The following is a 15,662-nucleotide window of genomic DNA, read 5'->3' on the forward strand; positions in this document are numbered from 1 at the left end:
TATTCCCGAAAATTTAACGACTCCAAAGTTAGGTATTACTTCTCAAATCGATAAAAAAATATTGAGAAATAATTAAAAAAGAGGTAATAATTTTATGAATATGATAAAGTTGTTTTGTATTTAGAGGTACTATTCAGATGAATTTGCAAAGCTTTAATTATTGTATATTTAACAATCAACACATTAATCAACCAACCATGAATTCAAAACCGCAAAAAATCGGATTGATAACTGCAACCTCATTGGTTGTAGGTAATATGATAGGCGTAGGAATTTTTGTGCTCCCTTCTTCTTTGGCAAGATATGGAAGTATTAGTCTTTTAGGATGGGTATTTACCTCAATAGGAGCTCTAATTTTAGCAACACTATTTAGTAGATTAAGTAAAATTGTTAAAAAAAGCGGAGGGCCGTATGCTTATCCTAAAGCAGCATTTGGGGATTTTATAGGATTTTTAATGGCTTGGGGTTATTGGGTCTCATGTTGGATAGGTAACGCCGCACTTGCTATTGGGATAGTTGGAGGTTTAAGTTTCTTTTTTCCTGTTCTTGAGAGTAATACGTTCTATCCGGTCGTTATTGGGTTGGGATTACTATGGTTATTTACTTGGATTAATACTAGAGGTATTAAGGAGTCAGGACGCGTTCAAGTCATTACAACAATTTTGAAGCTTTCGCCCCTTGCGTTTGTTATTATTGTTGGATTATTCTTCTTTAAGTTTGAAAACTTTCCAGCATTTAACCTAACAACTGAAAGCAATATTACTACTTTACCAGCAGTAGCGGCACTCACATTATATGCATTTCTTGGTTTAGAGTGTGCAACCGTCCCTGCCGCCAACATAAAAAATCCAGAGAAAAATATACCTAAAGCCACAATGATTGGCACATTGTTGGTGGCTCTGGTCTATATTGCTGGAACAGTTGTGTTATTTGGAATATTACCATTAGACAAATTACAAGGTTCTGCCGCACCTTTTGCTGAAGCGGCAAAACTAATAGCAGGAGATCTTGGTGGTTATTTTGTGGCTTTTGGTGTGGTCGTTTCAGGAATTGGCGTGTTAAATGGTTGGGTGCTAGTAACAGGCCAAGTTCCTATGGCTACTGCAAATGATGGTCTATTTCCAAAAATATTTAAGAAGCAAAACGAAAACGGTGCTCCTGTTTTGGGTCTAATTATTGGTAGTGTATTAACCACAGGGGTGCTTTTAATGAATTTGGAAGAGGGCTTGGTTGATCAGTTTACATTTATTGTTGACATGGTTGTGTTTGTTGCTGTAGTTCCTTATTTATTCACTGCTGCGGCCTATGTATTACTTATTATTGAAAAGAAAACTCAAATCAATAGTATGGTCAAAACATTTGTGTTAGGTGGTTTAGGGTTTTTATACGCCTTATGGTCAATTTTTGGTTCTGGACCTACTATTGTTTATTATGGCTTTATCTTATTAATAGCAGGTATTCCATTTTACGTACTAATGAAATACAATAAAAAGCGAAAAGAATAAATGAATTCTACGTATCATTCTGAATATTTACAATTGCAATCAGTTTTTATCAACCCAGTTGAGAATGCATTTGTTTCAGATTTAAAATTGCAGGAAGAATGGGAAGGTCTGAACTATTTGAGCCAACCTAACTACAACAAAGCCATTAAGGAATATAAAGCTTTCGAAGCACTTTTATTGAAATCTAAACTTAAAGTCAATCATTTTCCAATTAATGAGGCTGTTAAAATCGATGCAATCTATTGCCGAGATGCTTCAATAGCAACTAATTTAGGAATGATTCTTTGTAATATGGGTAAGGGAGGAAGAATTAACGAACCCGTTTTGCATCGTCAAGAATATCTTAAAAGCAATATTCCTATTCTAGGTGAGATTAGATATCCTGGAACTCTTGAAGGTGGCGATGTTGCATGGTTAGACGAAACAACGTTGGCTGTAGGCCATTCTTACAGAACCAATGAAGAAGGCATTCTCCAATTAAAATCCTTATTAGAACCAAAAGGGATTACTATTATTGTCGCAGAATTGCCTCATTATAAAGGTAAAGCCGATGTGTTTCATTTGATGTCTATTTTAAGCCCAGTAGACAAAGACCTTGCAGTAGTTTATTCTCCCTTAATGCCTATTAAATTTAGAAATGAGCTTATTCGCCGAGGTTTTCAATTTGTTGAAGTACCTGAAAACGAATTTGAATCTATGGGTTGTAATGTTTTGGCTTTGGCACCAAGACAATGTATTATGGTAGAAGGTAATCCAGTGACACAAGCTGGTTTAGAAGCTATGGGTTGTGCCGTAACCACTTATAAGGGCGAAGAAATTAGTTTAAAAGGCGGTGGAGGCCCGACGTGTTTGACCAGACCTCTTTTAAGAAGCTATTGACTACAGTTTTAAATAAAAATCTTTAGTGAGATTGATGTAATCTTCGGTGTATTGATGCCTTGAGGTTTCAATAATAAGATGATCAACTTTTGGATTTGTTTTACTAAATGAAAATTCAATAAGACTTCGTTTAATTTCTGAAGAAGGGTTGCCCTTAACCCTTAAAATAGTATTTGGAAATAAGTGAAAAGTTGAAGCCAAATCAATAAATCTATTTTCCTCTTTAAAAGGAATTACTACTGAAAAGACACCTTTTTCGGATAATAATTTTGATACACTTTCTAATAAATGTTCAAATGGCATTGCGTCCTGAAAGCGAGCCATATCTCTTAATACGTTATCCGATTTAAAATCTTCAGCATAAAACGGGGGATTAGCAACAATTAAATCGTATTTCTCTTCAATTTCTTCAGCGAACTCTTCTAATGACGCATGATAGCAAAATAGGCGATCTCCCCAATGAGATTGCTCAAAATTGTCGACACATTGTTCATAGGCATCCTCATCTATTTCAATGGCATCAATAAGTTCGGCGCTACTGCGTTGCGCTAGCATTAAAGCAATGACGCCTGTTCCTGCGCCAATATCCAATATGGTATTTGGAATGGTTTTTAAAGAAGTCCAAGCGCCCAATAACACAGCATCAGTGCCAATTTTCATGGCGCATTGGTCTTGATTAACCGTAAATTGTTTGAATTTGAAGGGTTTCATGAAAAGCACCAATTTTTAAATTCCAAATGCCAATCTTTAAGATTTATTATTGCAGATATAATTCTATTAAACCAGGAGGAGTGTCAACAACAATAATTTTATTTTTTTTATCAACCTTTGTAATAAAAGCATCATTCATAGGGATCAATATTTCAACCCCATCTCTATCGATTTCAAATAAGGTTTGTGCAGTAGAATCGTTTATGGCTTTAACAATACCAACTGTGCCATAATTAACATCTTCAACTTTAAACCCAATAATCTCGTGAAAATAAAATTTATCATCTTCAAGTTTTGGCAAGAACTCCAATGGGAGATACACGTCACATTTAAGTAAGCTGTCGGCATCCTGCTCGGTGTCCACATCTTCAAATTTCACACGCAATAATTCTGATTTATGAAATTGTGAAGCTTCAATAAAAAAGGGCACCAAGTTATTACGCAAGTCAATAAATATGGCATCTAAATCGGCATAGAGCTCGGGTTCATCAGTGTCTAATTTTATTAATAATTCACCTTTAAAGCTGTATTTTTTTACAATTTTACCGAGATAAAAGCAGTCACTCTTTTGCATTTTAATTTTAGGTTTTGGATCTATGACTATTAAGACTGATAGTCTAATTTAAACAAAAAACCCAGACGGATAAGGTCTGGGCTAAAAGTATAAAAAAATAGTTTTTACTCTTCTTCTTTAGTTGCTTTTACTTCTTCAGCTTCTGGAGCCGCTTCTTCAGCAACCACTTCTTCGGTGGCTTCTTCAGTTGCAGTTTCTACTTCAGAAGTTTCTTCAGCTACTACTTCTTCAGCAACGGCTTCAGTTGGTTCTTCAACCACTTCTTCAACAGCAATTCTAGCTTCATTTACTGCTCTTTCTGCTTCCAAAGCTTTAGCTTTAGCTTCAGCTTGTGCTTTGGCTAATCCATCTTTTTTAGCATCTACTTTACCTGCTTTTTCTTCTAACCAAGCGTTGAATTTTGCTTCGGCTTGCTCTTCAGTTAAAGCGCCTTTTCTAACACCACCTACTAAATGGTTTTTTAATAATGCTCCTTTATAAGATAATATGGCTCTTGCCGTATCTGTAGGTTGAGCACCATTTTGTAACCAAGTTACTGCACCATCAACATTAAGGTCGATTGTTGCTGGGTTGGTGTTAGGATTGTAAGCTCCTAATTTTTCTAGGTACTTACCATCTCTTTTTGATCTTGCATCGGCTGCAACAATCCAGTAATAAGGTTTTCCTTTTTTACCGTGTCTTTGTAATCTAATTTTTACTGGCATATAAATTAATTTGTGAGGTTCACGACCCCTGTTATTAATGAGAGCGCAAAGATACTACAAATATTTAATTTTAAGAGATTTATTTTTAAATAAGATTAATTTTCAAATTTATTATAATTTTAAACTAGTTTTTTAGTTATTTGTATTTAGGATTCACCAAACGAACCTCTGATTGCTTATGAAACGTGTATTTAAAATATGTCTGTTAGCTTTCCTGACACTTTTCAATTGTTCAGATGATATCCAGTTTAATATGCCTGCCATACAAGGCAATAAGGATGGTGAACTTTGGAGGGCGGTATATCAGGCGGCTGATATTGATTTTGGAGGTTTGGTTATTGAGGGTGGAAATAATATAGAAACCCTACTGTTTGTAACAGTTAATGACAATAGAGGGACTTATGTCTTTGGTCCAGGTACTGGTAATGAAGCGCGATTTACAGATGCTAATGGCGTAGTATATTCAACAAAAAATGAACCAGACCCAAGTTTTTCAATCTATCCGTCAGATGGTCAAATCGTAATTCAGAGTTTTGATAATAATGCAACTCCTAAAACCTTAAACGGAACTTTTTGGTTTAATGCCTATACAGCCGATGGTTTAAAGCGCATTAATTTTAACGAAGGGCAACTCTATAAGGTGCCATTAGTTGGTGGTTTAGATGCCAATAATTAAGCTCGTTAAATATTTAAAATAGGCATCCAGTTTGGGTGCCTTTTTTGTTTACAACTGTTTATAACTTTCACTTTTAAAAGTAATTTAATTATGTAATTTTATAGACTTCGTTAGTGAATTCTAAACGACTAAACATCATACAAATATACTTTCTGAATGTACTTAATTTTTGATACAGAGACCACAGGTTTGCCAAAACGTTGGGATGCGCCTATTACAGATACTGATAACTGGCCACGTTGTGTACAAATAGCTTGGCAATTGCATGATGAACTTGGGAATTGTATCGATCATCAAGATTATTTGATTAAACCAGAAGGATTCAATATTCCTTTTGATGCTGAAAAAATACATGGAATTTCAACCGAACTCGCCGAAGAGCAAGGTGTCTCTTTAGTTGAGATGCTTCAAAAATTTAATGAAGTCCTTAATAAAACAAAATTCGTAGTAGGGCAAAATGTTGGTTTCGACCTCAATATTATGGGTGCCGAGTTTGTTCGTGCCGATATTGCTAATAAACTTCAAGAATTACCTGTTTTAGATACCTGTACCGAGCACACAGCAGAACTTTGTCAATTGCCAGGAGGACGCTATGGTAAGTTTAAGTTACCAACATTAACCGAGTTACATGAATATCTGTTTAATGAGCCTTTTGATGAAGCACATAATGCAACGGCCGATGTAGAGGCTACTACGCGATGTTTTTTGGAATTGGTAAGACGAGAAGAGTTTACAAAGGAGCAATTAGATGTTCAGCCTGATTATTTTCAAAAATTTTCCAAAGCCAACCCAGACGAAATTCAACTCATTGGCCTAAAACACATCAACCTTAAAAAGGCAAGTGCCAAGATAAACAAACGCCTTCAAGAAGCACAGACTGATGATATTTCAGAAGCCGAGCTACGTGAAAATATTTCAGAACTTGCCGATGTTGAGGTGGTGCACCTGCACAATCATTCGCAATTTTCAATATTGCAATCTACCATAAGTATTAAAGACTTGGTTAACGCGGCGGCTGAACAAAAAATGCCAGCTGTTGCCTTAACTGACCATGCCAATATGATGGGGGCTTTCCATTTTGTTAAAGAGGTTACTAATTATAATAAAACTGTAAAAGCCAAAAATGAAGAAGCATTGGCTAGAGGTGAACAGCCTGTAGTGAAAGAAATAAAGCCTATTATTGGCTGTGAATTTTTTGTGTGTGAGAACCATTTGGATAAGTCAAGAAAGGATAACGGTTATCAAATAGTGCTGATTGCCAAGAATAAAAAGGGTTATCATAATTTGGCCAAATTATCGTCTATTGCGTATACAAATGGCTTTTATTATGTGCCTAGGATTGACAAAAATCTGATTTCGCAATACAAAGACAACCTTATTGCCCTCACTGGAAATTTATATGGCGAAGTTCCTAGCAAAGTCTTGAATATTGGAGAAAATCAAGCCGAAGAGGCCTTGCTTTGGTGGAAAGCAGAGTTTGGCGAGGATCTTTATGTTGAATTGATGCGCCATAATCAGGAAGATGAAAACAGAGTAAATCCTACTTTGGTTAAATTGGCAAATCAACACCAAGTAAAACTTGTAGCGACTAACAATACCTATTATTGCAAAAAGGAAGATGCTAATGCACATGATATTTTGCTTTGTGTTAAAGATGGTGAAAAGCAAGCAACTCCAATAGGTCGCGGTCGCGGATACCGCTACGGATTACCTAATCAGGAATATTACTTTAAGTCGTCTAAAGAGATGAAGGCACTATTTAGTGATATTCCGGAGGCTATTAGTAATATTCAGGAGGTCGTTGATAAAGTTGAAGCTTACCAATTGGCCCGAGAAGTCCTTCTTCCAAAATTTGATATACCTGATAGCTTTGAAAATGAAGATGATTATTTACGTCATTTAACCTATGAAGGTGCTAAAAAGCGCTATGGTGAGTTGACTGATGAAATAATTGAACGTTTAGATTTTGAACTTGATGTTATAAAAAACACCGGTTATCCAGGGTATTTTTTAATTGTTGAAGATTTTATTCGCGAAGCTCGAAAAATGGATGTCTCTGTTGGTCCCGGTCGTGGTTCGGCAGCTGGTTCTGTAGTCGCCTATTGTTTGTGGATTACCAATATTGATCCTTTAAAATACGATTTACTTTTTGAGCGGTTTTTAAATCCAGATCGTGTGAGTATGCCCGATATTGATATTGATTTTGATGACGAAGGTCGAGGCAGGGTTATGGATTACGTGATTAAAAAATATGGAAGTAATCAGGTAGCACAAATTATCACCTATGGAACCATGGCAGCAAAATCATCCATTAGGGATACAGCACGTGTATTGGATCTTCCTTTATTTGATGCCGATAGAATTGCAAAATTAATTCCAACCATGTCAAAACTTGGTAAGATTTTTGGCTATGATGAAAAGGAATTAAACAAAGCCTTTAGGTCTGAAGATTTAGAAAAAGTCAATCAGTTATTAAATATTTCAGATGGTGATGATCTCGAAGCTCAAACAGTTAATTTAGCAAGAACCCTCGAAGGTTCTGTTAGAAATACAGGAATCCATGCCTGCGGTGTGATTATTACCCCAGACGATATTACCAATTTCGTGCCTGTAGCAACTGCAAAAGATTCTGATTTATATGTCACCCAGTTTGACAACTCTGTTGTTGAAGATGCAGGGCTATTGAAGATGGATTTTTTAGGACTAAAAACCTTAACCCTAATAAAAGATACCGTAAAAATTGTTAAAGCGAAACATGGTATAACTTTAGATCCTGATACATTTCCTTTAGATGATGAAAAAACCTATGAATTGTTCCAACGAGGAGAGACAGTAGGTATATTTCAATATGAATCTGCAGGAATGCAAAAACATCTTAAGGATCTTAAACCAACGGTTTTTGATGATCTCATTGCTATGAACGCTTTGTATCGTCCAGGCCCAATGGAATACATTCCAAGTTTTATTGCCAGAAAACACGGTAGGGAAGAGATTGTTTATGATCTCCCTGACATGGAAGACAACCTCAAGGAAACCTACGGTATAACAGTGTATCAGGAGCAGGTGATGTTACTTTCACAACGTTTGGCAAGTTTCACCAAAGGTGAAGCGGATGTCTTGCGGAAAGCCATGGGAAAAAAGATCTTTGCACTTCTCGAGAAACTGAAACCAAAATTTTTAGATGGAGGAGAAGCTAACGGACATCCTCGTGATGTTTTAGAAAAAATTTGGAAAGACTGGGAAGCTTTTGCGAGTTATGCATTTAACAAATCGCATTCTACTTGTTATGCCTGGATTGCCTACCAAACGGCTTATTTAAAGGCGCATTACCCAGCCGAATATATGGCGGCCGTGCTTTCCAATAATATGAATGACATCAAACAGGTGACCTTTTTTATGGAAGAGTGTAAGCGTATGCGTTTAGATGTTCTTGGACCCGATGTTAATGAGAGTTATTATAAATTTTCGGTGAATAAGGATAATGCAGTGCGTTTTGGAATGGGTGCTATTAAAGGCGTAGGTCATGGTGCTGTTATAACAATTGTGGAAAATCGAAAAAAAGATGGTCATTATAAATCAATTTTTGATTTGGCTAAACGTATTGATTTGCGTGCAGCCAATAAAAAAGCTTTTGAAAATTTGGCTTTAGCTGGAGGTTTCGATTGTTTTAAAAATACACATCGCGCTCAATATTTTTCGGATGAAGGCGATGGAATTACTTTTTTAGAAAAGGCTATTCGCTATGGAAGTAAGCATCAAGAAAATGAAAATTCGGCTCAAGTAAGCTTGTTTGGTGATGCTAGTGATGTACAGATTGCAGAGCCTCAAGTACCGCCTTGCGAAGAATGGGGAACCATGGAAAAATTAGCCCGAGAAAAAGAAGTCGTGGGTATTTATATTTCTGGACATCCTTTAGACGATTTTAAAATTGAAATGAATACATTTTGTAATGCAACTTTGGCATTATTCAATAATCTTGAACCTTATGTGAATAGAGAGTTGACCTTTGGTGGCGTGGTGACTACAATTCAGCATCGTGTTAGTAAACAAGGAAAGGGTTGGGCGGCGTTTACGGTTGAGGATTATACCGACAGTTTTGAATTTCGAATTTTTGGTGAAGAATATTTAAAATTTAGACACTTTTTGGTTAAAAATTCATTCGTTTATGTCAAGGCTTTTATACGTGAAGGTTGGACCAATAAGGATACTGGTAAAAAGAGCGAGCCCAGAATTCAGTTTAATAATTTTCAGTTGCTACATGATGTGATGGATACCTACGCCAAAAAACTTTCAATTCAGTTGAATATTAGTGATTTACAAGAGCATAGAATCAATGTATTAAAAGACCTCATTAAAACACATAAAGGGGATCATGCGCTCAACTTTGTGGTTTATGACAATGACGAGCAATTAAAATTGAGTATGCCTAGCCGCAAACAAAAGGTTAAGATATCTCAAGAACTTTTAGATGAACTCGAAAACAATGATGTGTTTTATAAGTTGAATTAATTATATGAATTCTTAATTGCACAAGGGATTGAGCTATTGTTGGAGCTCCTTGAAAAGAGCGACTTGCGAAAGCCCGGTTATTTGTAAAATAATGTGCCCTGATAGGCTTTATAACAGCATTCAATTAGCATATAGCCAAAACAAATACCACCAATGTAAGGATTAGGGATTTTTTTGACTAATTTTGCACTGTAAGTTAAAATAAACGTAATTAAAGAATACTATTATGGCATTAGAGATAACAGATGCGACGTTTGAAGAAACGGTATTAAAAAGTGATAAACCAGTAATGGTTGATTTTTGGGCTGCATGGTGTGGACCTTGTAGAATGGTTGGTCCAATCATTGATCAAATTAGTCAAGAATACGAAGGAAAAGCAGTTGTTGGTAAGGTTGATGTCGATGCTAATCAAGAATTTGCGGCTAAATACGGTGTAAGAAATATTCCTACAGTTTTGGTGTTTCAAAACGGTGAAGTCGTTGGCAGACAAGTAGGTGTTGCTCCAAAAAATGCTTATACTGAAGCTATCGATTCACTTTTATAATATAAGTCTAAAAGAAATGATAAAAGGTTTGCCATAATGGTGAACCTTTTTTTATTTTAGAAGAAAATTAAACAGCATGAGCAATAAATCAAAAATACAAGATGCTATAGATAGCAAATTAATTGAAGAGCGTAAAGTTTTCCTTTGGGGACAGGTCGATGACAAATCTGCAAAGCATGTGATAGATCGATTAATGTACCTAGATAGTTTAGAAACCAAAGACATTCACCTATATATTAATAGTCCAGGAGGTTATGTGACTTCAGGATTTGCTATTTACGATTGTATGAAATCCTTAAAAAGCGATGTCTCTACAATTTGTACAGGCTTTGCGGCTTCAATGGGATCAATAATACTATCTGCAGGAGAAAAAGGAAAACGGTTTATTCAACCACATGCAAGGGTGATGATCCATCAGCCTAGCGGTGGAGCTCGTGGTCCAGCCAGTGATATCGAAATTACGGCTCAAGAAATTTTAAAAACCAAAGAATTAAGTGCTCAAATTTTAGCCGATAATTGTGGTCAGAAGCTTGACAAGATCATGAAGGATTTTAATCGAGATCATTGGATGGGTGCTGAAGAATCTGTGGCTTACGGAATTGTAGATAAGGTTTTATAGATACATGGAAATTCAACAAGAACTCAATAAAACGGGAGGCTTTAAAAACCTTGAATTACTCGCTAAACAAGTAGTTGAAGGTTTTATTGCAGGAATGCATAAAAGTCCGTTTCATGGGTTTTCTGCCGAATTTGCCGAACATAAAATTTATAATCAAGGCGAAAGCACCAAGCATATCGATTGGAAGCTTTATGCCAAAACCGACAAGCTCTTTACTAAGCGCTATGATGAAGAAACCAATTTGCGCTGTCATATCATAATCGATAATAGCAGCTCTATGCATTATCCACAATTAAAGGAGTTTGGGATTAATAGTTTGAACAAAATCGCATTTTCAGCATTGGCTTCGGCATCTTTGATGCATATTTTAAAAAAGCAGCGCGATGCCATTGGATTGAGTATTTATAGTGATGCTTATGATTATTATGCGCCCGAAAAAGGAAGCGAAAGGCACCATCAAATGTTACTGGGGCAATTGAGTTCTATGGTGTTATTTAAACCTGTAAATAAACAGACTGAAACTTACACCTATTTACATCAGATCGCCGAAAAAATCCATAGACGCTCGTTGATTTTCTTTTTTACTGATATGTTTCAAACCGCAACAAACGATGCTAAATTATTTGAGGCTTTGCGGCATTTAAAGCATAACAAACACGAGGTCATTTTATTTCATGTGTTTGATAAGGATAAGGAATTTAAATTCGATTTTGATAATAGTCCAAAACGATTTGTAGATGTTGAAACGGGAGATTACATAAATCTTTATCCGGAAACGATAAAGGATTCCTATCAAGAGGCTGTAGGCGATTATTTTAATGCTATACGCTTAAAATGCGGCCAATATCAGATAAAATATGTTGAAGCAGATATTAATAAAGATTTTGACAAAATCTTGATGACCTATATGGTAGAGCGTCATAAATTTGGGTAAAGCAAATAAATTAAAAAAACGCTAAAAAATGTTTGGGATATAAAAAAACGAGCGTATATTTGCAACCGCAATAATGCAACGGTTTGGTAGTTCAGTTGGTTAGAATACCTGCCTGTCACGCAGGGGGTCGCGGGTTCGAGTCCCGTCCAGACCGCAAGATTGTAAAAAGCTTCAATGAGAGTTGAGGCTTTTTTTGGCAATCAAAAGAAGTTGTGTTGTTAGTAAACACCTAGTGTTTGCTAAAGGTTTAAGTAGTTAAACCAATGGAAAGCTTTCCTTTTTTCTAAATAGAAGATTGGGATGCTTTTTTGTTTTTAGGTGTTGTTGTCACTAAAAATATCTTCTAAAAAGGCATACAATAAGGTATATATAAGACCACTTTAGTGAGATTTTAAAGATAAGGATCAGTTTTGAGTTACAAGGACTAAAGCGAATATAGATTAAAGCAAAACATTCTTTTTATAAAAAAATCAATTAATTAAAATATATTTGAAACTAAATTTTGATTAAACCAAAAGATGAAAAATTTAATTATTATAAGTACACTTCAACTATTTGTGTTTGCAGTTACGGCTCAAGATTTTTTAGATCCAATAAAAAAAGCATCTTTTGGTTTGAATCATCATACAAACAGGGATATTTCATATTTTGCTATCCCTGATGAATTTGGAAATATTTATAACATAGGTACAACAGAGAGGGACTCTACCTATACAGATATTATTATAACTAAACTTGGTGTTGATTTTAGTTTAAGATGGCAAAAACGATATTCAGTAGATACGGATTTATCTTATGATATTCCGCTTTCCTCATATTTAGACTCTAATAATAATTTAATTATAATTGGAAGAAGTTCTTTTAAGGCATCAAACAGCAACGGTTTGATTTTTATTTTAAAATATGACTCAAATGGTAACAAAATTTGGACAAAAACAATAGGTAATCTTAATGGTGCTGATTATTTTGACTATGGTTATTTTAACTCGTTTTTTGAAGATGATATTTTGAGAGTTATTTATAACCCTATTAATCTGAATGATTCTGAAGGGAATGGCAATTCAGCAATTAATTATTTAACAATTGATGGATCAGGAGCAATTATAGAAGAAGTAAATACTGTTCTTTCAAATAATGGGATAAATAGTATTTACAGTAATGGAATCTATTATACTTTAGTTAGAAAGGACAATGATGCTGGTTATTATGATTTTTTTTTGAGAAGAATAGGGATTGGAGTAGATGAAATTTACCTTCTTAACGATCAGCCAAATTATGTTGATGAAAATTTCACACAAGTTGTTGATCAAATTCAATTAAAGGTTGATAGCAATGAGAATTTATATTTAATCAACCCCAACTTAGTAGGTGATGGTAAAGGTTTTGCTTATACAAAGATCAATAAAGAAGGAGAGATTCAATATTCATTTGGCACATCAATAAATTATAATTTATTAGGAAGTTATATTGATATAGATAATAAAATTTGTGTTATTTATGAAGATAATTCAATTGGTAAGATAATCAATAAAAGATTAGATGATTTTGGGGCTGAGATTGAATCGTTTAGCACTAATTTCACTAATCTTATCGGAAGTAGGCTTAATGATGATAATACTCTTTTTGTTCTGAACAATAATAATGTAATTTCGTTATTGAATAAGGATTTGTCTTTAGTTGATGATTTTAATTTTTCTTCTTCTTTCGATATATCTGATATTACAAAAACTAACAGTTCAAATGTTATTGTTTCTGGAACCACATATGAGAAAATGTATCCAGAATCTGATTTCTTTACACAAAACAATATTGTTTTAGAAAAGATTTCCCCAGACCAATTATTAAATTCTTATACATTTTCAGGTGAAGGAACTTCTAAAGCTTTTAGACAAAGGCTAATTATTGATCACAATGATAATTATTTGGTGATTTCTGAAGAGAAATTGGGCCCAGATAATTTATTTATTGGTGGGTCAAGAGCAGAATTAAATAAAAGTGTTACAAAATATGATTCTAATCTTAATGTGCTATGGAGAATAGAATCTCCTAATTTTTTAATTGGATACTCTACGTCTATGGAGGATAATGTAGTATTGGATTCTGAAAACAATCTATATATTAATTCAAAAATAAATGCCGAAAATTTTGAACTGATTAAGGTATCTGAATCCGGCGATATTGTTTTTACTGTTCCTAGTTTTCAGAATAGATATGTTTATGTCGACCAAAACAACAATATAAATATAGCCACACCTCCAATATATAATCAAAATTCACTTGATCGTGATACAGTGATTTACACATTTGATTCCAATAATGGAAATCTTTTAACTACTACATTGCTTGAAGGACTCGAGTTTTTAAAACCTTATAGTTCTTCAAATGGGGACTCCTTTATTTACATGTATACTGGAAGTAATACTTCTGGTGATACATCACCAAAAATGAATGTTTATAAAAATTTATCTTTAGAGTTTTCAATTAATTTGGCAATTAATGGTACCTATGGGGGTATTGGAGCTGTTGATATTGCAGAAAACGGAGATTTGTTTTTTGGATCTTCATGGGGTCAAATAAATGAAAAACTACACAGAATTTCACTTTCCAATACTTATAAGTATATTAATATTAATAATAGAATAAGTAGAATAAAAGCACTGAAAAATGGAAGGGTTTTTACCATTGCTGACCTAATTTCAAACAACGAAGGCACTATTAATATTTATGATGCAGATTTGTCATTGGTATCTTATAATTCAGATATATTTTATAATTATTCTCAATTATTTGAAATGCAAGAGTTTATTTTTGTGAATTCTTATTATGATAATTTGGTTAAGGTACTTAATCAAAGCGGAGAATTGGTTGAAGAATTTAAATTGCCAAATGCTTTAGACTTTGCCTATTCAGGACTGGACTCTAATGACCATTTAATTCTAACAGGCAGATTTGGAAATCAAATATACACCTTCCAAGAATATAGCTGGTATAGAGGGTTTATCCATAAATATAAATATAATGGTCCTGTTGATAATGATAGTGATGGGGTAAGTGATTTTTTAGATTTATGCCCTGACTCTCCATTCGGGGAATCTGTAAATGAGGAAGGTTGTTCTGAAAGTCAATTGGATGATGACAACGATGGTGTTTCTAATAATTTGGATTTATGTCCAAATACACCTAATGGAGAATTTGTTGATGACGATGGCTGTTCTGAAAGTCAAAAAGATGATGATTTAGATGGTGTAATGAATAATCTGGATTTATGCCCAAATACATCACAAGGTAGTACTGTAAACTCATCAGGATGTTTTATTCTGCCATCTAACAATTTTACTATAGAAACTATTGGTGAGACTTGTAAAAATAAGAATAATGCTAAAATTATTATTTCTGCAGTAGAATTACATAATTATAATGTTACTGTTAATGGTGTTCTTTATGAATTCAATAATAATCTTACAATTGAAAATCTGGCGCCTGGAGTTTATGATTTTTGTATTTCTGTCACCTCCGAAGGTTATGAACAATGCTTTAATCTTGTTTTAGATGAAGGAGCCATCATATCAGGAAGATCTTCTATAAATTCAGGAAGAATTTCAATCACGTTAAATGAAGGGACACCTCCATTCAAAGTTTTGGTGAACAATGAAATCGTCCTTCATACATTTTCACCTTCATTTTCTGTGGATGTTAAGCAAGGAGATTCCCTAGAGGTTAAAACAGAAGTAGCTTGTGAAGGAACATTTTCTGAATTAATTTCATTGAATGAAGAAATAATTGCTTTTCCTAACCCTACAACTGGAGATTTTGAAATTACCTTACCTATTATTTCTGACAATGTAGAAATAGAGTTATATAATATACATGGACAATTAATTTTAAATACAAGTTATCCTGTAATTGATGGTAAGGTGCAATTAAGTTTGAAGGGGTATTCCAATGGTTTTTACTTCATAAAAATAAATTTGGAAAGGCCAGTTACATTAAAATTAATCAAGCATTAA

General features: G+C 34.2%; 11 protein-coding genes and 1 tRNA gene. 9 read left to right on the plus strand and 3 right to left on the minus strand.

Annotated features, from left to right (window positions below; all coding sequences use genetic code 11):
- Positions 1-197 precede the first annotated feature (197 nt).
- Together ACFO5O_RS12675 and ACFO5O_RS12680 are read left to right on the plus strand one after the other, a co-directional pair.
- A complete protein-coding gene (locus ACFO5O_RS12675; protein WP_387964343.1) occupies positions 198-1,505 on the plus strand; it encodes an amino acid permease in 1,308 nt (435 codons plus the stop codon).
- Positions 1,506-2,384 (plus strand): dimethylarginine dimethylaminohydrolase family protein, encoded by an 879-nt coding sequence (locus ACFO5O_RS12680; RefSeq protein ID WP_387964345.1) that lies wholly within the window; start codon positions 1,506-1,508, stop codon positions 2,382-2,384.
- On the opposite strand, the gene ACFO5O_RS12685 is transcribed toward ACFO5O_RS12680, so the two are convergent.
- From ACFO5O_RS12685 to ACFO5O_RS12695, 3 genes are all read right to left on the minus strand, one after another.
- Entirely contained in the window at positions 2,385-3,095 is a 711-nt protein-coding gene (locus ACFO5O_RS12685) for a tRNA1(Val) (adenine(37)-N6)-methyltransferase (RefSeq protein WP_387964347.1), read from the minus strand.
- Positions 3,096-3,141: 46 nt separating this feature from the next.
- Entirely contained in the window at positions 3,142-3,669 is a 528-nt protein-coding gene (rimM, locus tag ACFO5O_RS12690) for a ribosome maturation factor RimM (protein WP_387964349.1), read from the minus strand.
- A gap of 104 nt (positions 3,670-3,773) precedes the next feature.
- On the minus strand, positions 3,774-4,373 hold the full coding sequence (locus ACFO5O_RS12695) for a 30S ribosomal protein S16 (RefSeq protein ID WP_387964351.1): 600 nt from the start codon (positions 4,371-4,373) through the stop codon (positions 3,774-3,776).
- Between the two features lie 178 nt (positions 4,374-4,551).
- On the opposite strand from ACFO5O_RS12695, the gene ACFO5O_RS12700 reads away from it, so the two are divergent.
- The 7 genes from ACFO5O_RS12700 to ACFO5O_RS12730 all read left to right on the plus strand — a co-directional run bounded on the left by ACFO5O_RS12700 (position 4,552) and on the right by ACFO5O_RS12730 (position 15,662).
- Complete coding sequence (locus tag ACFO5O_RS12700; protein WP_387964353.1) at positions 4,552-5,049, plus strand: DUF6252 domain-containing protein; 498 nt, start codon at positions 4,552-4,554, stop codon at positions 5,047-5,049.
- A 156-nt stretch (positions 5,050-5,205) separates the two neighbouring features.
- The gene (dnaE, locus tag ACFO5O_RS12705; RefSeq protein ID WP_387964355.1) at positions 5,206-9,558 is read left to right on the plus strand and encodes a DNA polymerase III subunit alpha; all 4,353 of its coding nucleotides are present in this window, start codon (positions 5,206-5,208) and stop codon (positions 9,556-9,558) included.
- A gap of 226 nt (positions 9,559-9,784) precedes the next feature.
- The gene (trxA, locus tag ACFO5O_RS12710; protein ID WP_119027803.1) at positions 9,785-10,102 is read left to right on the plus strand and encodes a thioredoxin; all 318 of its coding nucleotides are present in this window, start codon (positions 9,785-9,787) and stop codon (positions 10,100-10,102) included.
- A gap of 76 nt (positions 10,103-10,178) precedes the next feature.
- The gene (locus ACFO5O_RS12715) at positions 10,179-10,721 is read left to right on the plus strand and encodes a ClpP family protease (RefSeq protein ID WP_387964357.1); all 543 of its coding nucleotides are present in this window, start codon (positions 10,179-10,181) and stop codon (positions 10,719-10,721) included.
- 4 nt (positions 10,722-10,725) lie between these two features.
- The gene (locus ACFO5O_RS12720; protein ID WP_387964359.1) at positions 10,726-11,655 is read left to right on the plus strand and encodes a DUF58 domain-containing protein; all 930 of its coding nucleotides are present in this window, start codon (positions 10,726-10,728) and stop codon (positions 11,653-11,655) included.
- A gap of 80 nt (positions 11,656-11,735) precedes the next feature.
- A tRNA-Asp gene (locus ACFO5O_RS12725) sits at positions 11,736-11,809 on the plus strand.
- A gap of 364 nt (positions 11,810-12,173) precedes the next feature.
- Positions 12,174-15,662, plus strand: a complete 3,489-nt coding sequence (locus ACFO5O_RS12730; protein ID WP_387964361.1) for a T9SS type A sorting domain-containing protein — start codon at positions 12,174-12,176, stop codon at positions 15,660-15,662.

It is taken from the genome of Geojedonia litorea (assembly GCF_042654525.1).
In the GTDB taxonomy this organism is placed as follows: domain Bacteria; phylum Bacteroidota; class Bacteroidia; order Flavobacteriales; family Flavobacteriaceae; genus Geojedonia; species Geojedonia litorea.

Bases quoted from the DNA above. Each gene is read 5' to 3' on its own strand.
- ACFO5O_RS12675 (WP_387964343.1), top strand. From the start codon at position 198: ATGAATTCAAAACCGCAAAAAATCGGATTGATAACTGCAACCTCATTG.
- ACFO5O_RS12680 (WP_387964345.1), top strand. From the start codon at position 1,506: ATGAATTCTACGTATCATTCTGAATATTTACAATTGCAATCAGTTTTT.
- ACFO5O_RS12685 (WP_387964347.1), bottom strand. From the start codon at position 3,095: ATGAAACCCTTCAAATTCAAACAATTTACGGTTAATCAAGACCAATGC.
- rimM (WP_387964349.1), bottom strand. From the start codon at position 3,669: ATGCAAAAGAGTGACTGCTTTTATCTCGGTAAAATTGTAAAAAAATAC.
- ACFO5O_RS12695 (WP_387964351.1), bottom strand. From the start codon at position 4,373: ATGCCAGTAAAAATTAGATTACAAAGACACGGTAAAAAAGGAAAACCT.
- ACFO5O_RS12700 (WP_387964353.1), top strand. From the start codon at position 4,552: ATGAAACGTGTATTTAAAATATGTCTGTTAGCTTTCCTGACACTTTTC.
- dnaE (WP_387964355.1), top strand. From the start codon at position 5,206: ATGTACTTAATTTTTGATACAGAGACCACAGGTTTGCCAAAACGTTGG.
- trxA (WP_119027803.1), top strand. From the start codon at position 9,785: ATGGCATTAGAGATAACAGATGCGACGTTTGAAGAAACGGTATTAAAA.
- ACFO5O_RS12715 (WP_387964357.1), top strand. From the start codon at position 10,179: ATGAGCAATAAATCAAAAATACAAGATGCTATAGATAGCAAATTAATT.
- ACFO5O_RS12720 (WP_387964359.1), top strand. From the start codon at position 10,726: ATGGAAATTCAACAAGAACTCAATAAAACGGGAGGCTTTAAAAACCTT.
- ACFO5O_RS12730 (WP_387964361.1), top strand. From the start codon at position 12,174: ATGAAAAATTTAATTATTATAAGTACACTTCAACTATTTGTGTTTGCA.